Origin of the sequence: Methanobacterium formicicum DSM 3637, from assembly GCF_000302455.1 — an archaeon.
Taxonomy (GTDB): Archaea; Methanobacteriota; Methanobacteria; order Methanobacteriales; family Methanobacteriaceae; genus Methanobacterium; species Methanobacterium formicicum_A.
Genome location: NZ_AMPO01000001.1, coordinates 1 through 16,279, shown reverse-complemented (window position 1 = coordinate 16,279; position 16,279 = coordinate 1). Strand labels below are relative to the sequence as shown.

The window sequence follows — 16,279 nt, the reverse complement described above, 5'->3', positions numbered from 1 at the left end:
TTAAAGGGGTTTATTTTCTCAGTAAACCAAAATTTTTAGTAACCAATTTATTAGTAAACCTGTTTTTAAAAAGTGATATTGGGTATTTAATATACTGTTGAATCATTTAATTTATTTTCAAATCCTTTAATTTAATATACTCTCCTAAGGATTCTCTGGTGGTTCCTACAATCAAGCGGTAATGGGTTTTTTTACCTATAACTTTTTCCAACTTTCCACGGGCAACTATCCTTTCCCCTTCTCTGGCCTGACCAGAGTAAGTATGGGTGTAGGATGCCACCTCCTTCAGGTAAACATCAGGACCATCCAGTATCTTCACATCTTCCACCTGGTAAACTGCAGGGTTGTCAAAGGCTGCCAGAGCATCAGAAACAGTTGCCTCAATTTCAATGGTTCCGCAGGGTGAATAGGTCTCATCACCATATTTGCCGGTGATTTCATCCCATTCCCTGGTGGCCAGAATATCAAACAGAGTGCCGTCCACCACTCCCCGGTTATTTTTACGGTCCTCGTACCACCGGAATTCATCATAACTTAAGGTAGAATCCTTGATCCTCTTTGCGTATAGTTTAGCCCAGTAACCATCCTCAATAGCTTTTAAAGGGCTGTTAGTATCATGTTTCATGGATTCAAATGTTTCCATAGCCTGCCTGTGATTTTTAAGGCCATAAACAACGAAGTCAATATCGGAAACCATGGGGTCGTATAAATTGGGCAGTATTGATCCGGATATGCCCAGGTGTTTTGGGTTGATACCTGCCTCTTCGTGGAAGGTATCTGCCACTTTAATCACCTTCCGGAGAAGATCGTTGGGTGAGGAAAGTTCCATTATTTGGTTGAGGCGATCAACTGGGCTCAGTATCTTTTCCACTCTTTTGAGTGGTGCACCCATCATTTTAACCCGTGTAATTTCACAATCAAAAAGATAATCAGGATAATACTCATTTAAAAAATCATAAGCCTGCTGTGAATCCACCTTACTGTACCTGGAGCCATTCAGGGATCTTTCCCCCTCTGGATCTGGAATGTAGCGTAAAAATGATTGTATTCGATCATCTGGGTGCAGGTAGGTGGTTGTGGCCAAGAAAAGATCATCCTTGGTGTAGATAAAGTCTCGGACTCTGGCTTGCATGAATTAATTTAATGCATGGGCATATTATTAAATATGATAGTAAAAAGATTGGTGCCAGGCCAGGACCTCAAGCAGTCCCTTGAAAATATAAGGGATAAACATGGGTTAAAATCTGGTGTAATCCTGTGTTTAGTTGGTAGCCTGGATGAAGCAGTATTAAGAATGGCAGATGGTAATAAAAAGATGATTAAAGGGCCACTGGAGATAGTTTCTGCCACCGGGACCATAGCCACCAATGGGATTCACCTGCACCTGGCAGTGGCTGATAGCCAGGGCAATGTCACAGGAGGACACCTGATGACTGGCTGTCCAGTGCACACCACGGTTGAAGTTTGCATTCTGTGTCCAGACATGGTTTTCAAGCGAGTATCTGACTCTGAAACTGGTTATCGTGAACTTGAAGTTTTCCCCAAGTAGGCCTGAATTAAGACAGACTCATTAATGATCAAATCCAATCTTAATAACATCATTAAATCATTAATCATAATCCTGTATTGAAAATATACTGTATTGAAAATATACTGAATTGAAAATATTCCCATTTGAAAAAATTATAACCCTGCTCAAATAGCCATACTAAAAAAGGGTCTGATTATCATGAAACAAAAAACACTCGAATCTGGTATGCTGTACGATGGAAGTCAGATTAATCCAATGTGGGCATTCCAGGCTCTGGGAATAAAGGGATCCAGTATTGTAACCTGGATCGGTCCCATGAACATTCACTCAGACGAGTTAATTGATTACGAGGATGTGGGGCTGGAGATAAAATCCGATGAAATGGTGCACTTCATAATCGAACACTTTGACATACAACCCGCAGACATGCGGCTCTGCTACCACCGGCAAAGGATTCTGGTAATGATTGTAAAGGATTTACTGGAAGAACTGGGTATAAAAACACTCCGCAAGGGTGATGATATCTACTTGGATGGAGGTAAGCTCAGTGTATCCATTGCCACCTGTTCCATCAGTAGCATGAAAATCCACTTTGCCATGAACCTGACCAGCCAGGGAACACCGGATGATGTTAAAACCACTGGTTTGACTGAGTGCAAGGCACATTTAACCCATGAAGATGTTACCAAACTCGCAAAAAATATTTCTGAAAGGTATGTGATGGAAATTTCTGACATAGAACAGGATATTAGCAAGACCAGAGTGTTTTAGAGATTCGTTGGATTCATAACTCATCAAGAAGCATAATCAGTCAATCTCATAGCTCTGTTAAGTATTATTAGTCAGTTTCATGAGTTCTGTCTGGTATTATAATTGGTCAGATCTCATAGCTCTGTTGGGTATCATTGGTCAGGTTTCATGAGTTCTGTCAGGTATCATATTGGTCAGATCTCATAATCCATCAGATATCATGATATGGATTCAAATTAAAATAATTATAATAGAGAATTAAAAAATTTTGATGGAATAAATTTACAATTGGATAGATTTACAGTTATTAAAAGGTTATTAAATCATTAAAAATGTTTTAGAAGGTTTTTTAAATGAAAATAGTTATTAATGGAATACACGCTAACTTGAGATTCGCATCAGCCCACATGATACCCTGCCATGAATTCTGTGGAGGGATACACGGACACTCCTACCACGTGGACGTAGTTGTGGAAGGAGAACGTGGTGGCCAGTTTGGATTCGTGGCTGACTTTAAAACAGTCAAGTCACAGGTAAGGAAAATGTGCAAAGAACTCGATCACAAACTCCTCATACCTGAAAACAGTAAAGAACTTGAATTCAAATCCAAAGACCCAGTAGAGTTTTCCATCGGGAATAAAGAATATAAAATCCCCCGGGAAGACTGCTGTCTCCTACCACTACCCTCCACCTCTGCTGAGGACCTGGCAGAGTACCTGGCTGGTAAGCTTTTCCAGGCACTTCAGGATGAGGGAGACATTAAAAGTGTGGAGATATGCGTGAACGAGGGAATAGGTCAGGGTGCTTATTCCACTAAAAAAGCCGAGTAATGGGGGATTTGAAATAAAAACTAGAATTTCGGAAATTTTTTCAAGCATACAGGGGGAGGGAAAACTCCTGGGCCGTAGACAGGTCTTTGTAAGGTTCACCGGATGCAACCTAAACTGCAACTACTGTGACACCTCCTTAAGCCGTGATCCAGGTTATGGTGAAGAGTTTGACATAGACGCCCTATACGAGAAAATCAATGAACTCATAACCCCAGATTTTCACTCAATTTCATTCACCGGGGGAGAACCATTATTACACGCTGATTTTATTAAAGAATTCCTGGAAAAATATCCTTTACCTGCTCTATTGGAAACAAATGGTTCATTACCTGATGAAATGGCTAAATTAACAGAATTAGTGCAGTATGTGTCCATGGATGTGAAACTCCCGGAGCATGAGGCGGTTTCTGACTGGGATGATCTCATGAATCAGGAGATAAAATCCATAAAGCTATTAATAAAAAAGGGGATAAATAGTTACTGTAAGTTAGTAGTACAGCCCTCCACAACAACGGACACAGTGGCCTGTATAGCAGCCAGAATAAGGGATGAAATCCAGGATACCAGTAAAATATCCCTGGTTGTTCAACCGGTCAGTCCCCTGGAACTTTGGGCTGGGAAAACTCACAAACTACTGGAAATTTCCGAGAAAGCAGGAGAATATCTTGACGTGTTAACCATACCCCAGGTTCATAAACTTCTTAACCTAAGATAGGAGGTATTTAGATGGAAATGGATACCCAAGTGACTGTGCACGACGCCATGACATCAAGTGTGATAACTGTAGACCCCGAAACCAGCATTGCCCAAGCTGCGGCTATAATGAGTCAGAAGGGCATTGGAAGCCTCATTATCCGGAGTAATTCAGAACCGGAAGGACTGATTACCGAAAGTGACATTATAACCAAGGTTGTATCCATGGATATCCAGGCCAGCCAGATAACGGTGGCCGAGGTCATGACCCGGGACCTCATCAAAATCACCCCCGGAAGTGAACTCAACGAAGCAGCAAGGACCATGGCTAAAAATAAGATAAGAAGACTGCCAGTGGTAAATAATGGAGTTCTTGTTGGTATATTAACCTCCACTGATGTAATGACAGTTTCACCAGAGCTCACTGAAATACTGGTGGAAAACGCCAAGATGAGCCACCAGATAGATTACTCTGACAATGAAAAATCAGTACCTGGAACCTGTGAAGTATGTGGAAATTACTTGGATTATCTGGATGAAGTAGATGGAAAGTACGTTTGTGAGGAGTGTAAAGAAGATTTAGAAGGTGAATAGTTTGAGCCCGGTGGAAGAAGTAATGACCCCGGATCCTGTCACCGTATCTGTGGATACACATGCTACCAGGGTAAGATCAATCTTCCGTGAAGAAGGATTCCGTACTATCCTCGTAGTGTCCGATAACCGCTTAGAAGGTGCTATAACCCGTGGAGATATGATGAACATATCATCCACCAAATCCAACATTGATGCCAGGGGTATCATGCAAAAACCCCGGGTGATAGCCACTCCAGATATGGATTTACTCCAGCTTGCCAGGGAGATAATGAAAGCAGACACTGTGTACGCTCCGGTAGTGGAGTCAGCAGACAGCATGCAACTGGTGGGAATAATAACTGTAGCTGATATTTTAAGGAAATTCCTCTACAACGGACTTGAAACCGACACCCAAACCCTGAAGGGATTAATCAGTCCCAACGTGGTTACCTGCAATTACAATGACCTAATATCTCATGTATGGAAACGAATGGATGAATACGGATTTTCCGGACTGCCAGTGATGAAGAAGAATAAAATCATAGGGATCATCACCAGGATGGACATCATCAAATCCGGCAATGCCAGAATGGGGTTTGAGTCAGATTCCCATGAAAGAGGTGGTTCGGTTATGGTGGAGAAGGTCATGAAAACACCCCCTGTGGTGGCAACCCCCCTTACCCCTACCCGCGAGGCTGGGGAAATAATACTGGAGTACGATATTGGGAGAATACCCGTGGTTGAAAATCCAGTATATGTTAAAAGAGAACCCCGAAGAGCTAAAGAAGCCGATCTTGTTGGTATAGTTTCAAGGGAAGATATTTTATGGTCCTATATCAGATGATGTCCCGGCCAGTAACTGTAACATCCCCTAAATTGGGTGCTAAACTATTTTTAAGAAATCATGTTATTTTAGATAAATTCAGGATTATTTCTATCTACAACAATTCTATCTATAAATACGAATTCAAGGCTTTATTCACGGTTAAATCTAAGGATGAATTAAAGGTTACCTTTAAGAATTTATTCAAGGTTATATCTGAATTCAAGGTTATCTTTAAGCCCACATTAAAGGCTTAAAGATGGATTCAATGTTATCTCTAATATTTAGAGGTGTATAGATGAGAAAAAGACAAACCATAAACCTGGTGAAATCAATGGACCGCGGTCCATTGGAATTTGAAACCCACGAATCCCAGCATGATGGAGACGTGATGAGCATAGCAACGAAAAAGGTGGTAACCGCACCTCAAACCGCCACCATAAAAGAAGCGGCTGAAATAATGGTAAAAAACAAGTTCAGACGACTTCCCATAACTGATCCAGGGAGTGAGAAGCTTCTGGGAATCGTCACATCCATGGACATTCTGGACTTTTTAGGAGGTGGGGACAAGTACAAGATCCTGGAAGAAAAACATCAGGACAACTTCCCTGCAGCCATCAACGAACCAGTGAAAATGATCATGACTCGTAACGTGGAAACCATCAATACCAGGGACTCCATAACCAATGCAGTAACCAAAATGACTGCTAAAGGAGTGGGGGCCCTGCCTATAGTGGATTCAAATCATAAAATAGAAGGAATAGTTTCTGAAAGAGATTTTGTACTGTTGATGGCCGGAGTACTCACCGATGAAAAGGTTGAAGACTACATGCACAACAGTGTAATCACCACCACCCCCGGGACCCGTATTGAAGGGGCATCCAAGATAATGGTCCGTAACAAACTCCGCAGAATCCCGGTAGTGGGTGAAGAGCGTAAGACACCTCACCCTGAAGAGGATAAAATAGTGGGAATTGTCACCGCCACCGATATCCTGGAATTTTTAGGTAAAAACAGTGCCTTTGAACACATGATAACCAACAGTGCCGAGGAAATCCTCAACACCACCATCACCGAGATCATGGAATCTGAAGTAATCTCAGCCACAGTCACCGCCCATCTAGGAGACATATGTGACTTGATGGAAGAAAAAGGCATAGGTGGACTTCCCGTAGTTGAAAATGGGGAACTACGGGGAATAATAACAGAAAGTGACATATTAAGAGCCGTGAGTTCCTAAACCGGCTTCAAATGTTTAGGGGTGAGTTGCATGATGAAAATCGAGGATGTAATGAACGAGGAAGTAATCTTAGCCGAGGAAAACGAACAAGTAAGCCATGCCCGAAACCTAATGATTAAATACGGTTACAGCCGCATTTTAGTAGTTGACCAGGAAGGTAAACCAGTGGGCATCCTGACTGAAAAAGACTTAACCCGAAAAATGAGATCCAACGGACCAAAATGGAAAAGGAGGACCATCGACAAAATCAGCATCCGCCGGGTCATGACACCCAATCCACTAACCATCAACCCCTTCCGTGAAGTTCAGGAGGCAGTAGAGCTCATGATCAAAAACGACATCAGCTCAGTACCGGTTGTGGATGGGGATGAAGTAGTGGGGATTGTAACCAAAAGCGACCTTATGAACTTCTACCTCCAGAAATACACGGGCAAATGGAAAGTATCCGACCTCATGACCAGCGAAGTGATAACTGTCAATGAAAACCACAGCATAGGTCATGTCATAAGTGTAATGGAAGATGATAAAATAGGTAAAGTCATCGTGATGAGGGATAATGAGCCAGTGGGTATCATAACCTCTGCTAACATATCCTTTGCCAATGTAGAAGATCCTGAAACCGGAGTAAGCGTGGAGAAAATAGCATTCCTGCGTAACATTGACGGTCAGGAGAAGAGAAATGTTCGGGAGGTGTCCATGGTCACAGCAGGGGATATCATGACCAATCACCTTATAAAAATCGAACAGGACGAAGACGCCGCCAGTGCAGCTGCAATAATGGCTAAAAATGAGGTTAGTGGAATGCCAGTTGTAGACGGCAATGAACTGGTGGGAATAATCACCAAAACGGATATAATCCGGGGAATACAGTAATACCGGGGGAATCCAAGATGCATGTGAAAGATATAATGGCCAAAGGTGCAGTTGTAGTGGACAAAGACCAGAACATCCATGATGCACTGAAATTAATGAAAAAAAATAAAGTATCCAGGTTACCGGTTATAAACACCAACCAGGACCATCAAAAAGAATTGGTAGGTATCATAACCGAGAAAGACATATCCATTCGCCTGGGTTCATCCAAATACGGCAACCTGGCACCATCCCACTTCCATGTTTCCACAGTGATGACAGCCCAACCATTAATTGCTGATGGAAACCAAACATTGGGGGATGCAGCCCAACTTATGCTTGAAAATGGAATTGGGGGCCTGACTGTAACCGATGGTATGGAGATTATAGGGATGATCACCAAAACAGACTTCCTGCACACCTGCCAGGGCAGACCATTCACCGACATCACAGTTAAAGAGCGAATGCAATCTGATGTCACCACTATCGGACCACAGGACCGGCTGGTACACGCCAGGAGGATCATCATTGATGAAGGTATTGGTCGACTCCCAGTAATGGAAGATGGACAGCTTCAGGGAATGATAACTGCTAAAGACATCGCCATGGCCATGATGTCCTTCCGAAAAGTCGTTCCTGACAAGTACAAACCCGCCAGAATACGTAACCTGCTGGTGGAAGACGTGATGATCCAGAACGTGAAAACCATCACCGAAGAAACAACCATGGCCGAAGCAGCACAGATCCTGCTGGATGAAAACTTCAGTGGATTACCAGTGATGAATGAAGAGGGAATGAGTGGAATCATCACCAAAACCGACTTCCTGAAACTGGTGGTGGAACTGGAAAAATGATCTATGAATAAGAACTGGAAAAATGATCTAAAACTAAAACCCATATAAAGGGGGATTTCTATAATCCCCATTTTTAACTTTTTTTATAAACATTATCATAACTTTACTATCTGAAATAAAAAAATCCCATTTTAAACCGGGTCATATGAGAGAAAAAAAGATTCCACCTCTGGTAAATGATGAAGAAGTTTCCCATCTACTGGATATACCATCTCCTAGATTGGAGGATGCCTACCACAAGGGTATCATAAAAAAATACCAGAAGAAAGGTATGAATGCCATCCAGTTCCGGAAAGGGCTGGGACCAGTTGAAGCAGGGACCATGGTAATAAAAGGGGAAGAAATAGAAGTTATAAGGGGATTCCCCAAGATAAGAAGAATCCTTATGTTACACCCGGCACTGGAAAAACATTTCCCGGACAAAGTGGCAGTAGAAGAGAAGATGAACGGCTACAACGTTCGCATAGCTCTGGTTGATTCTGAAATAGTGGCCTTTACCCGGGGAGGTTATGTATGTCCATACACCAGCCGTAAGGCCCGGGAAATACTGGATCTGGATGATTTCTTCCAGGATTATCCTCAGATGGTTATCTGTGGAGAAATGGTGGGCACCCTGAACCCTTACGTCTCCCATTACTACCCTGAGGTGGGGAAGTTAGGGTTCCGAATATTCGATCTCAGGGAAAAACTCACCAACGTGGCCTTACCCATAATGGCCAAAAGGGAGATACTGGCAGATTACAACCTGGAACCAGTAAAGCTTTTGGGAGTGTTTCCAGTTAAAAAGGCACCCCAGAGGATCCTGGAGATCGTGAAGGAACTGGGAGAGCATGACCGGGAGGGAGTGGTGATGAAAGACCCCCAGATGCAACTGGATCCATTGAAGTACACCTCATCCCAGGCCCAGGCAGCCGAACTTGAATATGCACTGAGTTTTCCCTTTGACCTGGCCCGTGCATTTTTATTTAGCAGGATAATCAGGGAAGGATTCCAGTCCCATGAAACAGCTGAATCAAAGGATGCTCGTCGGGAAAGAGCCCTGCGAATGGGAGAATCCATACTTTACCCCATGCTGGAAACCATAAGTAAGGTGGAAAATGGTGAACTGGCAGCAGAGGATCTGCTCATCGAAGTGGAAAACAAGGAACAAGCAGATGAATTCATACGCTACCTCCGTGATTTAAAGGTCATGGCCACTTTGGCTGAGATAAAAGAGGGTAAAGCAGTTATAAGAAGAGTACACCAGTCCACCAACGATCGGATAAACAACTATCTTGATGGTGGATTGTACTAAAGTTAGGGGTTAAATCTGGATTTATAAATAAAATTAAAAAACCAATAAAATTGAAGCTAATTTTAATAACTTAAACAGAATAATTTTTATTACTGAATTGAAAAATTATTCATGCGATAAATTCATTCCTAGGTAAATTCATTTCATAGATTTCATTCCATAATAATTCATTCAATTCATCAATAATTCACCAAAGATAAATTCCCTGACCTAAATATAATTTTTAAATTCAGATAGAAATTTGAAATCTATTATACTCTTGAATAAAAATAAAAATTTCTTAATTAAAATACATTGACGCTCTTGTTAACCACCCAATGATCAGGTAAAAATTATGAAAATAGGATATTTTGGACCCGCAGGGACCTTCACTGAAGAAGCAGCATCTACTCTCAGGGGAGAAATGGTCCCCTATGATACCATACCCGAAGTATTTGAAGCAGTACACACTGGTGAAGTTGATCTGGGAGTGGTGCCCATAGAAAACTCCATTGAAGGTTCAGTGGGAGTAACCCTGGATCTCCTGGCCCACCAGTACCTCCTGAAAATTAGGGGAGAAATCATACTCCCCATAAACCACAACCTCTTAATAAATCCAGAGGCTGAGTTAGGGGATGTTGAAATAGTCTATTCTCATTACCAACCTCTTTCACAGTGTAGAATGTTCCTGGAGAAAAGGGGAGTACGAACCCAGGCTGCCCGCAGCACTGCTGCAGCTGCCGAGATGATACTGGGTGATATGAAAGCAGCGGCTATTGGAACCAAAAGGGCAGCCCAGTTATACGGTCTTAAGATTGCAGAAGAAGATATTCAGGACCATAAAAATAACATGACCCGGTTTGTGGTTATTGACCAGGAAGACCACAGTCCCACTGGGAAAGACAAGACATCAGTGGTTTTGTGCCTTTCCAAGGACCGTCCAGGGGGTTTGTATGATATACTGGGGGAATTTGCTAGTGAAAATATAAACTTGACCAAGATAGAGTCCCGACCTTCCAAGGAGAAGCTGGGAAGTTATATCTTTTTTGTGGATATGGAGGGTCACCATAGGGATATAAAAATCATGAATGTTATAAATAGGATACAATCAAAGGTAGGATACATAAAGATTTTAGGATCATATCCTCAGGAAGGAGATGATTAGAATAGTTTCAAGTAAAAAAAAGCTCGACCAAAGATTGGAAGAGCTGGAATTAGATTATAATAAAGGAAACATATCAAAGAAGGAATATTTCGCCCAGAAAAGGGATATCGGGCAGGAACTGGAAACCCTTCATGCCGCAGATCACGTGCGTAGAATGCAGGGTAGATTGGGATCTGAAAAATCCCTTGACTACTGGTCCGATGAGGAAGCAGAGAAGAAAAAACTGGCTGATGATGCTGAAAAGCAGGAAATGCTTAAAAAATATATTACCAAACCAGAATCCATTAAAAGCAAAGATATGCCCAGTAAGGAATGGTTTGGTAAAAGGGCAAAAATAGGTTTAGTGGCCTTCATTGTCCTGGCATTTGTAGTAGGAACTTCCATGGGAACAATGTTAATAAACAAACCCAGTGAAACACCTCAAGTGGCCATGACAGTTAATGCCAGCGCATTCTTACCAACACCAGTCAACAATACCACCACTACTACTTCTAACTTTACTAAGACCACTACAACTACTGATACCAATACACAGACCACCCCAACAGAAACAACCACCACCACAGATACGAGTTCCAATACTCAGACTCCAACCGAACCAACAACTCCCGTTAATACTACGGGTTGATGGAAATTCCCATTATTTTATAAAAAAACCGGAGGGGAGCTAATGCTTCCCAGGTTATGATTTTAAAATGAGATTAATTCAAAATAAGATTTATTCTTTTATTGGTTAATCCCGAGATGATTAATAGGAATTCAATATGTAATATAGAATTAAGAATTAAATATTGAATTTAAATAAAGTAAAAAAATGACTAACTAAATACTAGGTGTTTATTTTATGAATAAAATTCTCCCATTAATGGCAGTTATCCTCATGGCAGTTATGGTTTCAGGATGTGTTACCAATGAGGATAAAAACAACGAAAGCAACAATTACTCTGCAAACGGTGTTTCATTCCAGTACCCCCATTCATGGGGAGTGGCTGCAGTAAGCTCACCCAATGCGGTGGCTTCAGTGGGAGATCCCAATACAGTGGTTAATGGAAACCCCACCACTTCCGTGGTGATACAGACACCAAACTCAACCACATATGATCTGAAAACAGCCTATGACCAGAGTTATGCTAAATTCTTCAACAACACGGGTAAAACTAAGGTTTTAGAGGGTCAAATCGTTCTGAGCGGTGCTACAGTTTATGAAATGGTGTACAGCTCCTCTGAAGAAGGAATAGCCAAGAAGTATCGGGCGGTGTGGACACAAAAAGGCAGCACGATCTACGTGATACTGTGCAGTGCCAGGGTGGAAGACTACGATGCCCAGCAATCCAACTTCGACCTGGTAGTGAACTCATTCCAGGCATCTTAAGAATGCACTCATTCCAGCATCTTAAAAGTGCATTTATCTAATTTACTACTTTTTTATCTTTTATTTTCAATCCTTTTTCAATCCTTTTTTAATTAGATTCTTCTTTAGTCCTATTTTGGTTATAAGAACACCAACTTCAATTCAATGTATTATTCCAATTTCAATGTGCTAATCCTATTTCATGTGCTAATCCTATTTCAATGTGCTAATCCTATATATTTCAGGAATCACAGAAATGAATGTATGAATCAAACTTTTAGCTTGTTTTAATTTGAAGGGGGCTTTGGGTTTTGAGTAATGGTATTGCAGAAAGGCAAAACAGAAAAGAAAACCTGCTTAAAATTGTTGCCATTAAAAATCTCAATAACCGGGCTAGGAATCTGGTTAAACTGCAAATATTCCTGGTGAGCCTTCCAGTTATGGTGGCAACCATTACAGTCATAACCAAAACTATCAGTCCAGAAATAGCCATAGTACCCCCTTTACTCGGTTTCATTGTCACTTTATCCAATTTCATTTTAATATATCCTAAAATATCTCAAATCAGGATTAAAGCTTTCTTAATACAACAAGATTTTGATTGTGACGTTTTAGAATTACCATGGAATCGAATTAAACTGGAAAAACCCAAATCTGAGGATATAAATAGTTACACTCTTAAATACCTTGAGAAAGACCCTGATTTGGGCAAAATCGATGCTTGTTATCCTCTATCTGTAACCAGAGTTCCCCTTTCTGTGGGGAGGATAATCTGTCAGAGGAAGTTTCTGGGAGGGGATAGTAGGGTAAGGAAGAAATTTATACGATCCGTTAAATTGCTGGTAATGGTGCTATTTATTTTATCAGTAATTTTTGCCACCTTAAACAGTTTTACTATTTTCCAGTTCCTGAGCAACCTGTTATTACCCTTTTTACCAGCAGCAGTCTTTATAACCAAACTCATCCAGGATAATTCCAATTCAATCAATCGTTCCATGGTCCTGAAAAATAAAATTGAGAATATATGGGATGAGATACTACTCTCAGGAGTCAGTGATGAGAAATTGTTCAGGTTAAGTCTAAAAATTCAGGATGAACTTTTTGAGAAAAGAAAAATTGACCCAGTTATACTGAACTACTTTTATGAAAAATTCCGCGATGAACTGCCCAGTTCCAGATACACACCAGATAACATGGTTGAAGAGTATCTATCCCAGGATTAATTATATAAAGATACAATTACTGTAAAAAGTACTATTACTTGTAATATTATCATTAAACACTGTAAAAAGTACAATTACTATAATCATTAAACTTAATTAGATTTTTTTAATAAAAGTAATCTTTTTAATAAAACTAATCAGCATTTTCCAAATAAAATACTGTGAATTAGATACCTAAATTATGCCAATCAATGAGTAAACCCGTTTTTTTATAATGAGGAGGTTCGCCTATCTAGGGGTTATCTTTGATAATACCAAAATTTTATATGCTACACTGTAGAAAATAGCAAATGTTATAGTACTGATCTTCACAGGACAGAGTGGAGGACTGTAAGTCAAAATCTGCTTTTATTTTATTCAAATCCTGTGATTCATAGAATCCTGTGATTCATAATTTACTCATATTTGTGGGTAATAGTTCGAAATTTAAAGGTTGGCTTCTATTATTTCAAAACTAAACTAGAATAGGTCGTCCAAGCATTAAATTAGGGGTGGGTTAGTAATGGAGGGATGCAACCGCGAGTTAGTTGGGTTGAACTCATAACACGGGGGATAACTAAAATTTTTATTTCAATATAATTCATCAGGGTTCCCACTCAGTTGGTGGGTGCCTTTAGGATTATCCACTAAAACTAAGGAGGAATTTAGGATGGTTTTACCAGTATGCGATGTCTGTTTAAAGAGTGAAATGTTATGTCAAGGTTGTGAGAATAAGCTGAAAAATGGAGAAATAAGTCAGCTTGACTTGGACATTTCAAAGCTCATTTATCGTGTAGGTGATGGTAAAATCGGTTTTAAGAAAACCATTGAAATCGGAGATGTGGTTATTATTATAACCGAAAAAGACCAGGTGGGTAAACTCATTGGTAAGGGCGGTAAAATAGTAAGGGAAATATCCAAAACTGTGGAAAGAAAAATAAGGGTGGTTGGAGAAAACTCGGACCTAAAATCCGTGGCCACCGACATACTAGCCCCTGCCCGTATTTCAGGCATCAACATAGTCTACGGGAAAGACGGAGAAGAAAGATACAAGATACGGGTAAGAAAAGAAGATGCCCGCAGATTACCTGCTAAACTGGACCTTTTAAACAGTATTATCCAGGAATTAACCGGGGAGAAAACCCTGGTAGTTATTGACCGTAATAACTAAAATATGGACTTGAATTGGGTTAAAGATAATTTATGAAAATCCGAGGTTGATGGGGAAATTACATGACAATCATGCTCTGTGTTACAGGTAGTGTGGCCGCTGTAGAAACAGTAAAACTGGCCAGGGAACTGAAAAGGAAGGGATTCCAGGTTAAATGCTTCATGACTGATGGTGCTTGTGACATTATCAATCCTTATGCACTTGAATTTGCCACTGGAGAAAAGGTGATCACCAAACTCACCGGGAATATTGAGCATGTTAAGTATGCGGATGAGGATCTGATCCTGGTGGCACCAGCCACCGCCAATGTAATCAGCAAATTCGCTTATAAAATAGCGGACAACCCCATAAACACGCTATTATTAACTGCCAGTGGATACGACACTCCCATTATTTTTGTACCATCCATGCACCAGTCCATGTACCGGGCAGTGGAAGAGAACATCCAGAAACTCAAAAAAGAGGGCGTGGTGTTCATGGAGCCTAAACAAGAGGAAAATAAAGCTAAATTCCCATCAGTTGATGATATTGTGCTCCAAGCCCAGAAAGCTACCTCTGCTGGTGGTTTAGAGGATCGCCATGTTCTGGTGAGTGCAGGGGGTACTTATGAAGATATTGACCCTATCCGGGGCATTACCAATCGTAGTTCTGGTAAGATGGGTGTTGAACTGGCCAAGGAGGCCTTCCGTCGCGGTGCTGAAGTCACCATTATCACTGGAAGGGTGGAAGTGGAAATTCCCAAAGTATTTAACCGGATAAAAGTTGAATCCAGTCGGGAAATGGCAAAAGCACTGGAAGAAAACCTCATTGACTGTGATGTGTTCATTGCTGCAGCAGCAGTCAGTGACTTCACAGTGGCAGAAGTAGGATCTGTAACCGAAAAAGGATCCATAACAGAGAGAGGATTCAAAATATCCTCCGCCAGTGAAGCAACCCTGAAACTCAAACCTGCCCCTAAGATCATAAACCAGGTCAAGGAACACAACCCTGCAATTTACCTGGTGGGATTCAAAGCAGAGTACAATGTCTCCAGAGATGAACTGGTAGAATCAGCCAAGAGGAGAATGAGAGAATCCGGTGCAGATCTGATGGTTGCCAATGACGTGGCAGAAGCAGGTGCAGGATTCGGGTCAGACCAGAACAAAGTGGTTCTGGTGGATGATGAAATATGGGAAATTCCCCTGAGCACCAAGGAAGAAATAGCTGCCCTGGTCATTGGAAGGATTGTGGAGAGAATTATTTAGAAGAATTCAATTAAATAAGTAATTCCATTTAAAATACTTCAATCTAAATATTTCAATTTAAATATCAATTTAGAATACTTTAATCTAATATTTTCAATCGGAATATCAATTTAGAATACTTTAATCTAATATTTGAATCTAAATATCAATTTAAGAATACTTTAATTCAAAATAATTCAAGGAATCCCTGAGTTTTCAAGGAATCCTTGGCTTGTAAATTCTATTTTTTTAGAATCCCTATAATTAGTTGAAACTATCTATTACTTTTTACTGTTTTTTCTTAAAATTTTTACACATTTACATTAGCTCTTTGTATCTTGAGTAATATGACCGAAATTAAATCATCAACTTTTTATCTTCCCAACCTATTTTATTAAAATCAAACGAATTACCAAAAAAATATCCGATTATTGAAAACTTCAGATTAAGCCTTTATTTGCTGTTTAAAACTGTATGTATTGGATAATCCTAACACTTTGTGCAATAATTTCTAATAATTTTGTAGAAGTATGGTCTCTGTGTATAGTATGTGCCACTAATTAGGCGTGGGCTGGAGTGCGAAAATATCGCTCTATGAAAGCTGCATTTTTCCATTGGTGGCTAAATATATGAGGGCCTGAATCTTTGCGACAAGCATACTGTATTCGGGTTTGATGTTGGTACAAATACCATGAAATATTTGGTAGTATGTGGTGATATTTAGTTGCATATTTTAAAGATATGGGCT

General features: G+C 40.5%; 19 protein-coding genes. 17 read left to right on the top strand and 2 right to left on the bottom strand.

What is annotated here, in order from left to right:
• Positions 1 to 106: 106 nt before the first annotated feature.
• Complete coding sequence (locus A994_RS00090) at positions 107 to 1,132, bottom strand: DNA polymerase subunit beta (protein WP_048203974.1); 1,026 nt, start codon at positions 1,130 to 1,132, stop codon at positions 107 to 109.
• 33 nt (positions 1,133 to 1,165) lie between these two features.
• Between A994_RS00090 and A994_RS00085 the strand changes: the two genes are divergently transcribed.
• The 17 genes from A994_RS00085 (at position 1,166) to coaBC (ending at position 15,552) form a co-directional block, all read left to right on the top strand.
• On the top strand, positions 1,166 to 1,549 hold the full coding sequence (locus A994_RS00085; RefSeq protein WP_004029188.1) for a PPC domain-containing DNA-binding protein: 384 nt from the start codon (positions 1,166 to 1,168) through the stop codon (positions 1,547 to 1,549).
• Positions 1,550 to 1,729: 180 nt separating this feature from the next.
• On the top strand, positions 1,730 to 2,302 hold the full coding sequence (locus A994_RS00080) for a DUF366 family protein (protein WP_004029187.1): 573 nt from the start codon (positions 1,730 to 1,732) through the stop codon (positions 2,300 to 2,302).
• A 332-nt stretch (positions 2,303 to 2,634) separates the two neighbouring features.
• Positions 2,635 to 3,111 (top strand): 6-carboxytetrahydropterin synthase QueD, encoded by a 477-nt coding sequence (locus A994_RS00075; RefSeq protein WP_004029186.1) that lies wholly within the window; start codon positions 2,635 to 2,637, stop codon positions 3,109 to 3,111.
• Positions 3,083 to 3,826 carry a 7-carboxy-7-deazaguanine synthase QueE gene (locus tag A994_RS00070; protein ID WP_004029185.1) on the top strand — a complete coding sequence of 248 codons (744 nt, stop codon included), beginning with the start codon at positions 3,083 to 3,085 and terminating at the stop codon, positions 3,824 to 3,826. The genes A994_RS00075 and A994_RS00070 overlap by 29 nt, the downstream gene beginning before the upstream one ends.
• An 11-nt stretch (positions 3,827 to 3,837) precedes the next feature.
• A complete protein-coding gene (locus A994_RS00065; RefSeq protein ID WP_004029184.1) occupies positions 3,838 to 4,398 on the top strand; it encodes a CBS domain-containing protein in 561 nt (186 codons plus the stop codon).
• A 10-nt stretch (positions 4,399 to 4,408) separates the two neighbouring features.
• A complete protein-coding gene (locus tag A994_RS00060) occupies positions 4,409 to 5,221 on the top strand; it encodes a CBS domain-containing protein (protein ID WP_394295001.1) in 813 nt (270 codons plus the stop codon).
• Complete coding sequence (locus tag A994_RS00055) at positions 5,203 to 5,457, top strand: hypothetical protein (protein ID WP_004029182.1); 255 nt, start codon at positions 5,203 to 5,205, stop codon at positions 5,455 to 5,457. Before A994_RS00060 ends, A994_RS00055 begins: the two co-directional genes overlap by 19 nt.
• 41 nt (positions 5,458 to 5,498) lie before the next feature.
• Positions 5,499 to 6,440: a CBS domain-containing protein gene (locus tag A994_RS00050; protein ID WP_004029181.1), complete on the top strand. Its 942-nt coding sequence runs from the start codon at positions 5,499 to 5,501 to the stop codon at positions 6,438 to 6,440.
• Between the two features lie 33 nt (positions 6,441 to 6,473).
• Positions 6,474 to 7,313, top strand: a complete 840-nt coding sequence (locus A994_RS00045) for a CBS domain-containing protein (RefSeq protein ID WP_004029180.1) — start codon at positions 6,474 to 6,476, stop codon at positions 7,311 to 7,313.
• Positions 7,314 to 7,330: 17 nt separating this feature from the next.
• Entirely contained in the window at positions 7,331 to 8,146 is an 816-nt protein-coding gene (locus A994_RS00040) for a CBS domain-containing protein (RefSeq protein ID WP_004029179.1), read from the top strand.
• Between the two features lie 145 nt (positions 8,147 to 8,291).
• A complete protein-coding gene (locus A994_RS00035; RefSeq protein WP_004029178.1) occupies positions 8,292 to 9,440 on the top strand; it encodes an RNA ligase in 1,149 nt (382 codons plus the stop codon).
• A gap of 334 nt (positions 9,441 to 9,774) precedes the next feature.
• The gene (gene pheA, locus A994_RS00030; RefSeq protein WP_004029177.1) at positions 9,775 to 10,584 is read left to right on the top strand and encodes a prephenate dehydratase; all 810 of its coding nucleotides are present in this window, start codon (positions 9,775 to 9,777) and stop codon (positions 10,582 to 10,584) included.
• Positions 10,577 to 11,212, top strand: a complete 636-nt coding sequence (locus tag A994_RS00025) for a hypothetical protein (protein ID WP_004029176.1) — start codon at positions 10,577 to 10,579, stop codon at positions 11,210 to 11,212. The genes pheA and A994_RS00025 overlap by 8 nt, the downstream gene beginning before the upstream one ends.
• 216 nt (positions 11,213 to 11,428) lie before the next feature.
• Positions 11,429 to 11,956 (top strand): PsbP-related protein, encoded by a 528-nt coding sequence (locus A994_RS00020; protein WP_004029175.1) that lies wholly within the window; start codon positions 11,429 to 11,431, stop codon positions 11,954 to 11,956.
• Between the two features lie 290 nt (positions 11,957 to 12,246).
• On the top strand, positions 12,247 to 13,158 hold the full coding sequence (locus tag A994_RS00015) for an S-4TM family putative pore-forming effector (protein WP_004029174.1): 912 nt from the start codon (positions 12,247 to 12,249) through the stop codon (positions 13,156 to 13,158).
• 649 nt (positions 13,159 to 13,807) lie between these two features.
• Complete coding sequence (locus tag A994_RS00010) at positions 13,808 to 14,308, top strand: KH domain-containing protein (protein WP_004029173.1); 501 nt, start codon at positions 13,808 to 13,810, stop codon at positions 14,306 to 14,308.
• A 62-nt stretch (positions 14,309 to 14,370) separates the two neighbouring features.
• A complete protein-coding gene (coaBC, locus tag A994_RS00005; protein ID WP_004029172.1) occupies positions 14,371 to 15,552 on the top strand; it encodes a bifunctional phosphopantothenoylcysteine decarboxylase/phosphopantothenate--cysteine ligase CoaBC in 1,182 nt (393 codons plus the stop codon).
• Positions 15,553 to 16,091: 539 nt separating this feature from the next.
• Here the strand turns inward: coaBC and A994_RS13485 are convergent.
• Positions 16,092 to 16,279: hypothetical protein (locus tag A994_RS13485; protein ID WP_237739667.1), on the bottom strand; the 188-nt coding region annotated here is incomplete at its 5' end.

Excerpts from the sequence above, each read along its gene's own strand:
- A994_RS00090 (WP_048203974.1), bottom strand. The coding sequence starts at position 1,132 with ATGCAAGCCAGAGTCCGAGACTTTATCTACACCAAGGATGATCTTTTC.
- A994_RS00085 (WP_004029188.1), top strand. The coding sequence starts at position 1,166 with ATGATAGTAAAAAGATTGGTGCCAGGCCAGGACCTCAAGCAGTCCCTT.
- A994_RS00080 (WP_004029187.1), top strand. The coding sequence starts at position 1,730 with ATGAAACAAAAAACACTCGAATCTGGTATGCTGTACGATGGAAGTCAG.
- A994_RS00075 (WP_004029186.1), top strand. The coding sequence starts at position 2,635 with ATGAAAATAGTTATTAATGGAATACACGCTAACTTGAGATTCGCATCA.
- A994_RS00065 (WP_004029184.1), top strand. The coding sequence starts at position 3,838 with ATGGAAATGGATACCCAAGTGACTGTGCACGACGCCATGACATCAAGT.
- A994_RS00055 (WP_004029182.1), top strand. The coding sequence starts at position 5,203 with ATGGTCCTATATCAGATGATGTCCCGGCCAGTAACTGTAACATCCCCT.
- A994_RS00050 (WP_004029181.1), top strand. The coding sequence starts at position 5,499 with ATGAGAAAAAGACAAACCATAAACCTGGTGAAATCAATGGACCGCGGT.
- A994_RS00045 (WP_004029180.1), top strand. The coding sequence starts at position 6,474 with ATGAAAATCGAGGATGTAATGAACGAGGAAGTAATCTTAGCCGAGGAA.
- A994_RS00040 (WP_004029179.1), top strand. The coding sequence starts at position 7,331 with ATGCATGTGAAAGATATAATGGCCAAAGGTGCAGTTGTAGTGGACAAA.
- A994_RS00035 (WP_004029178.1), top strand. The coding sequence starts at position 8,292 with ATGAGAGAAAAAAAGATTCCACCTCTGGTAAATGATGAAGAAGTTTCC.
- pheA (WP_004029177.1), top strand. The coding sequence starts at position 9,775 with ATGAAAATAGGATATTTTGGACCCGCAGGGACCTTCACTGAAGAAGCA.
- A994_RS00025 (WP_004029176.1), top strand. The coding sequence starts at position 10,577 with ATGATTAGAATAGTTTCAAGTAAAAAAAAGCTCGACCAAAGATTGGAA.
- A994_RS00020 (WP_004029175.1), top strand. The coding sequence starts at position 11,429 with ATGAATAAAATTCTCCCATTAATGGCAGTTATCCTCATGGCAGTTATG.
- A994_RS00010 (WP_004029173.1), top strand. The coding sequence starts at position 13,808 with ATGGTTTTACCAGTATGCGATGTCTGTTTAAAGAGTGAAATGTTATGT.
- coaBC (WP_004029172.1), top strand. The coding sequence starts at position 14,371 with ATGACAATCATGCTCTGTGTTACAGGTAGTGTGGCCGCTGTAGAAACA.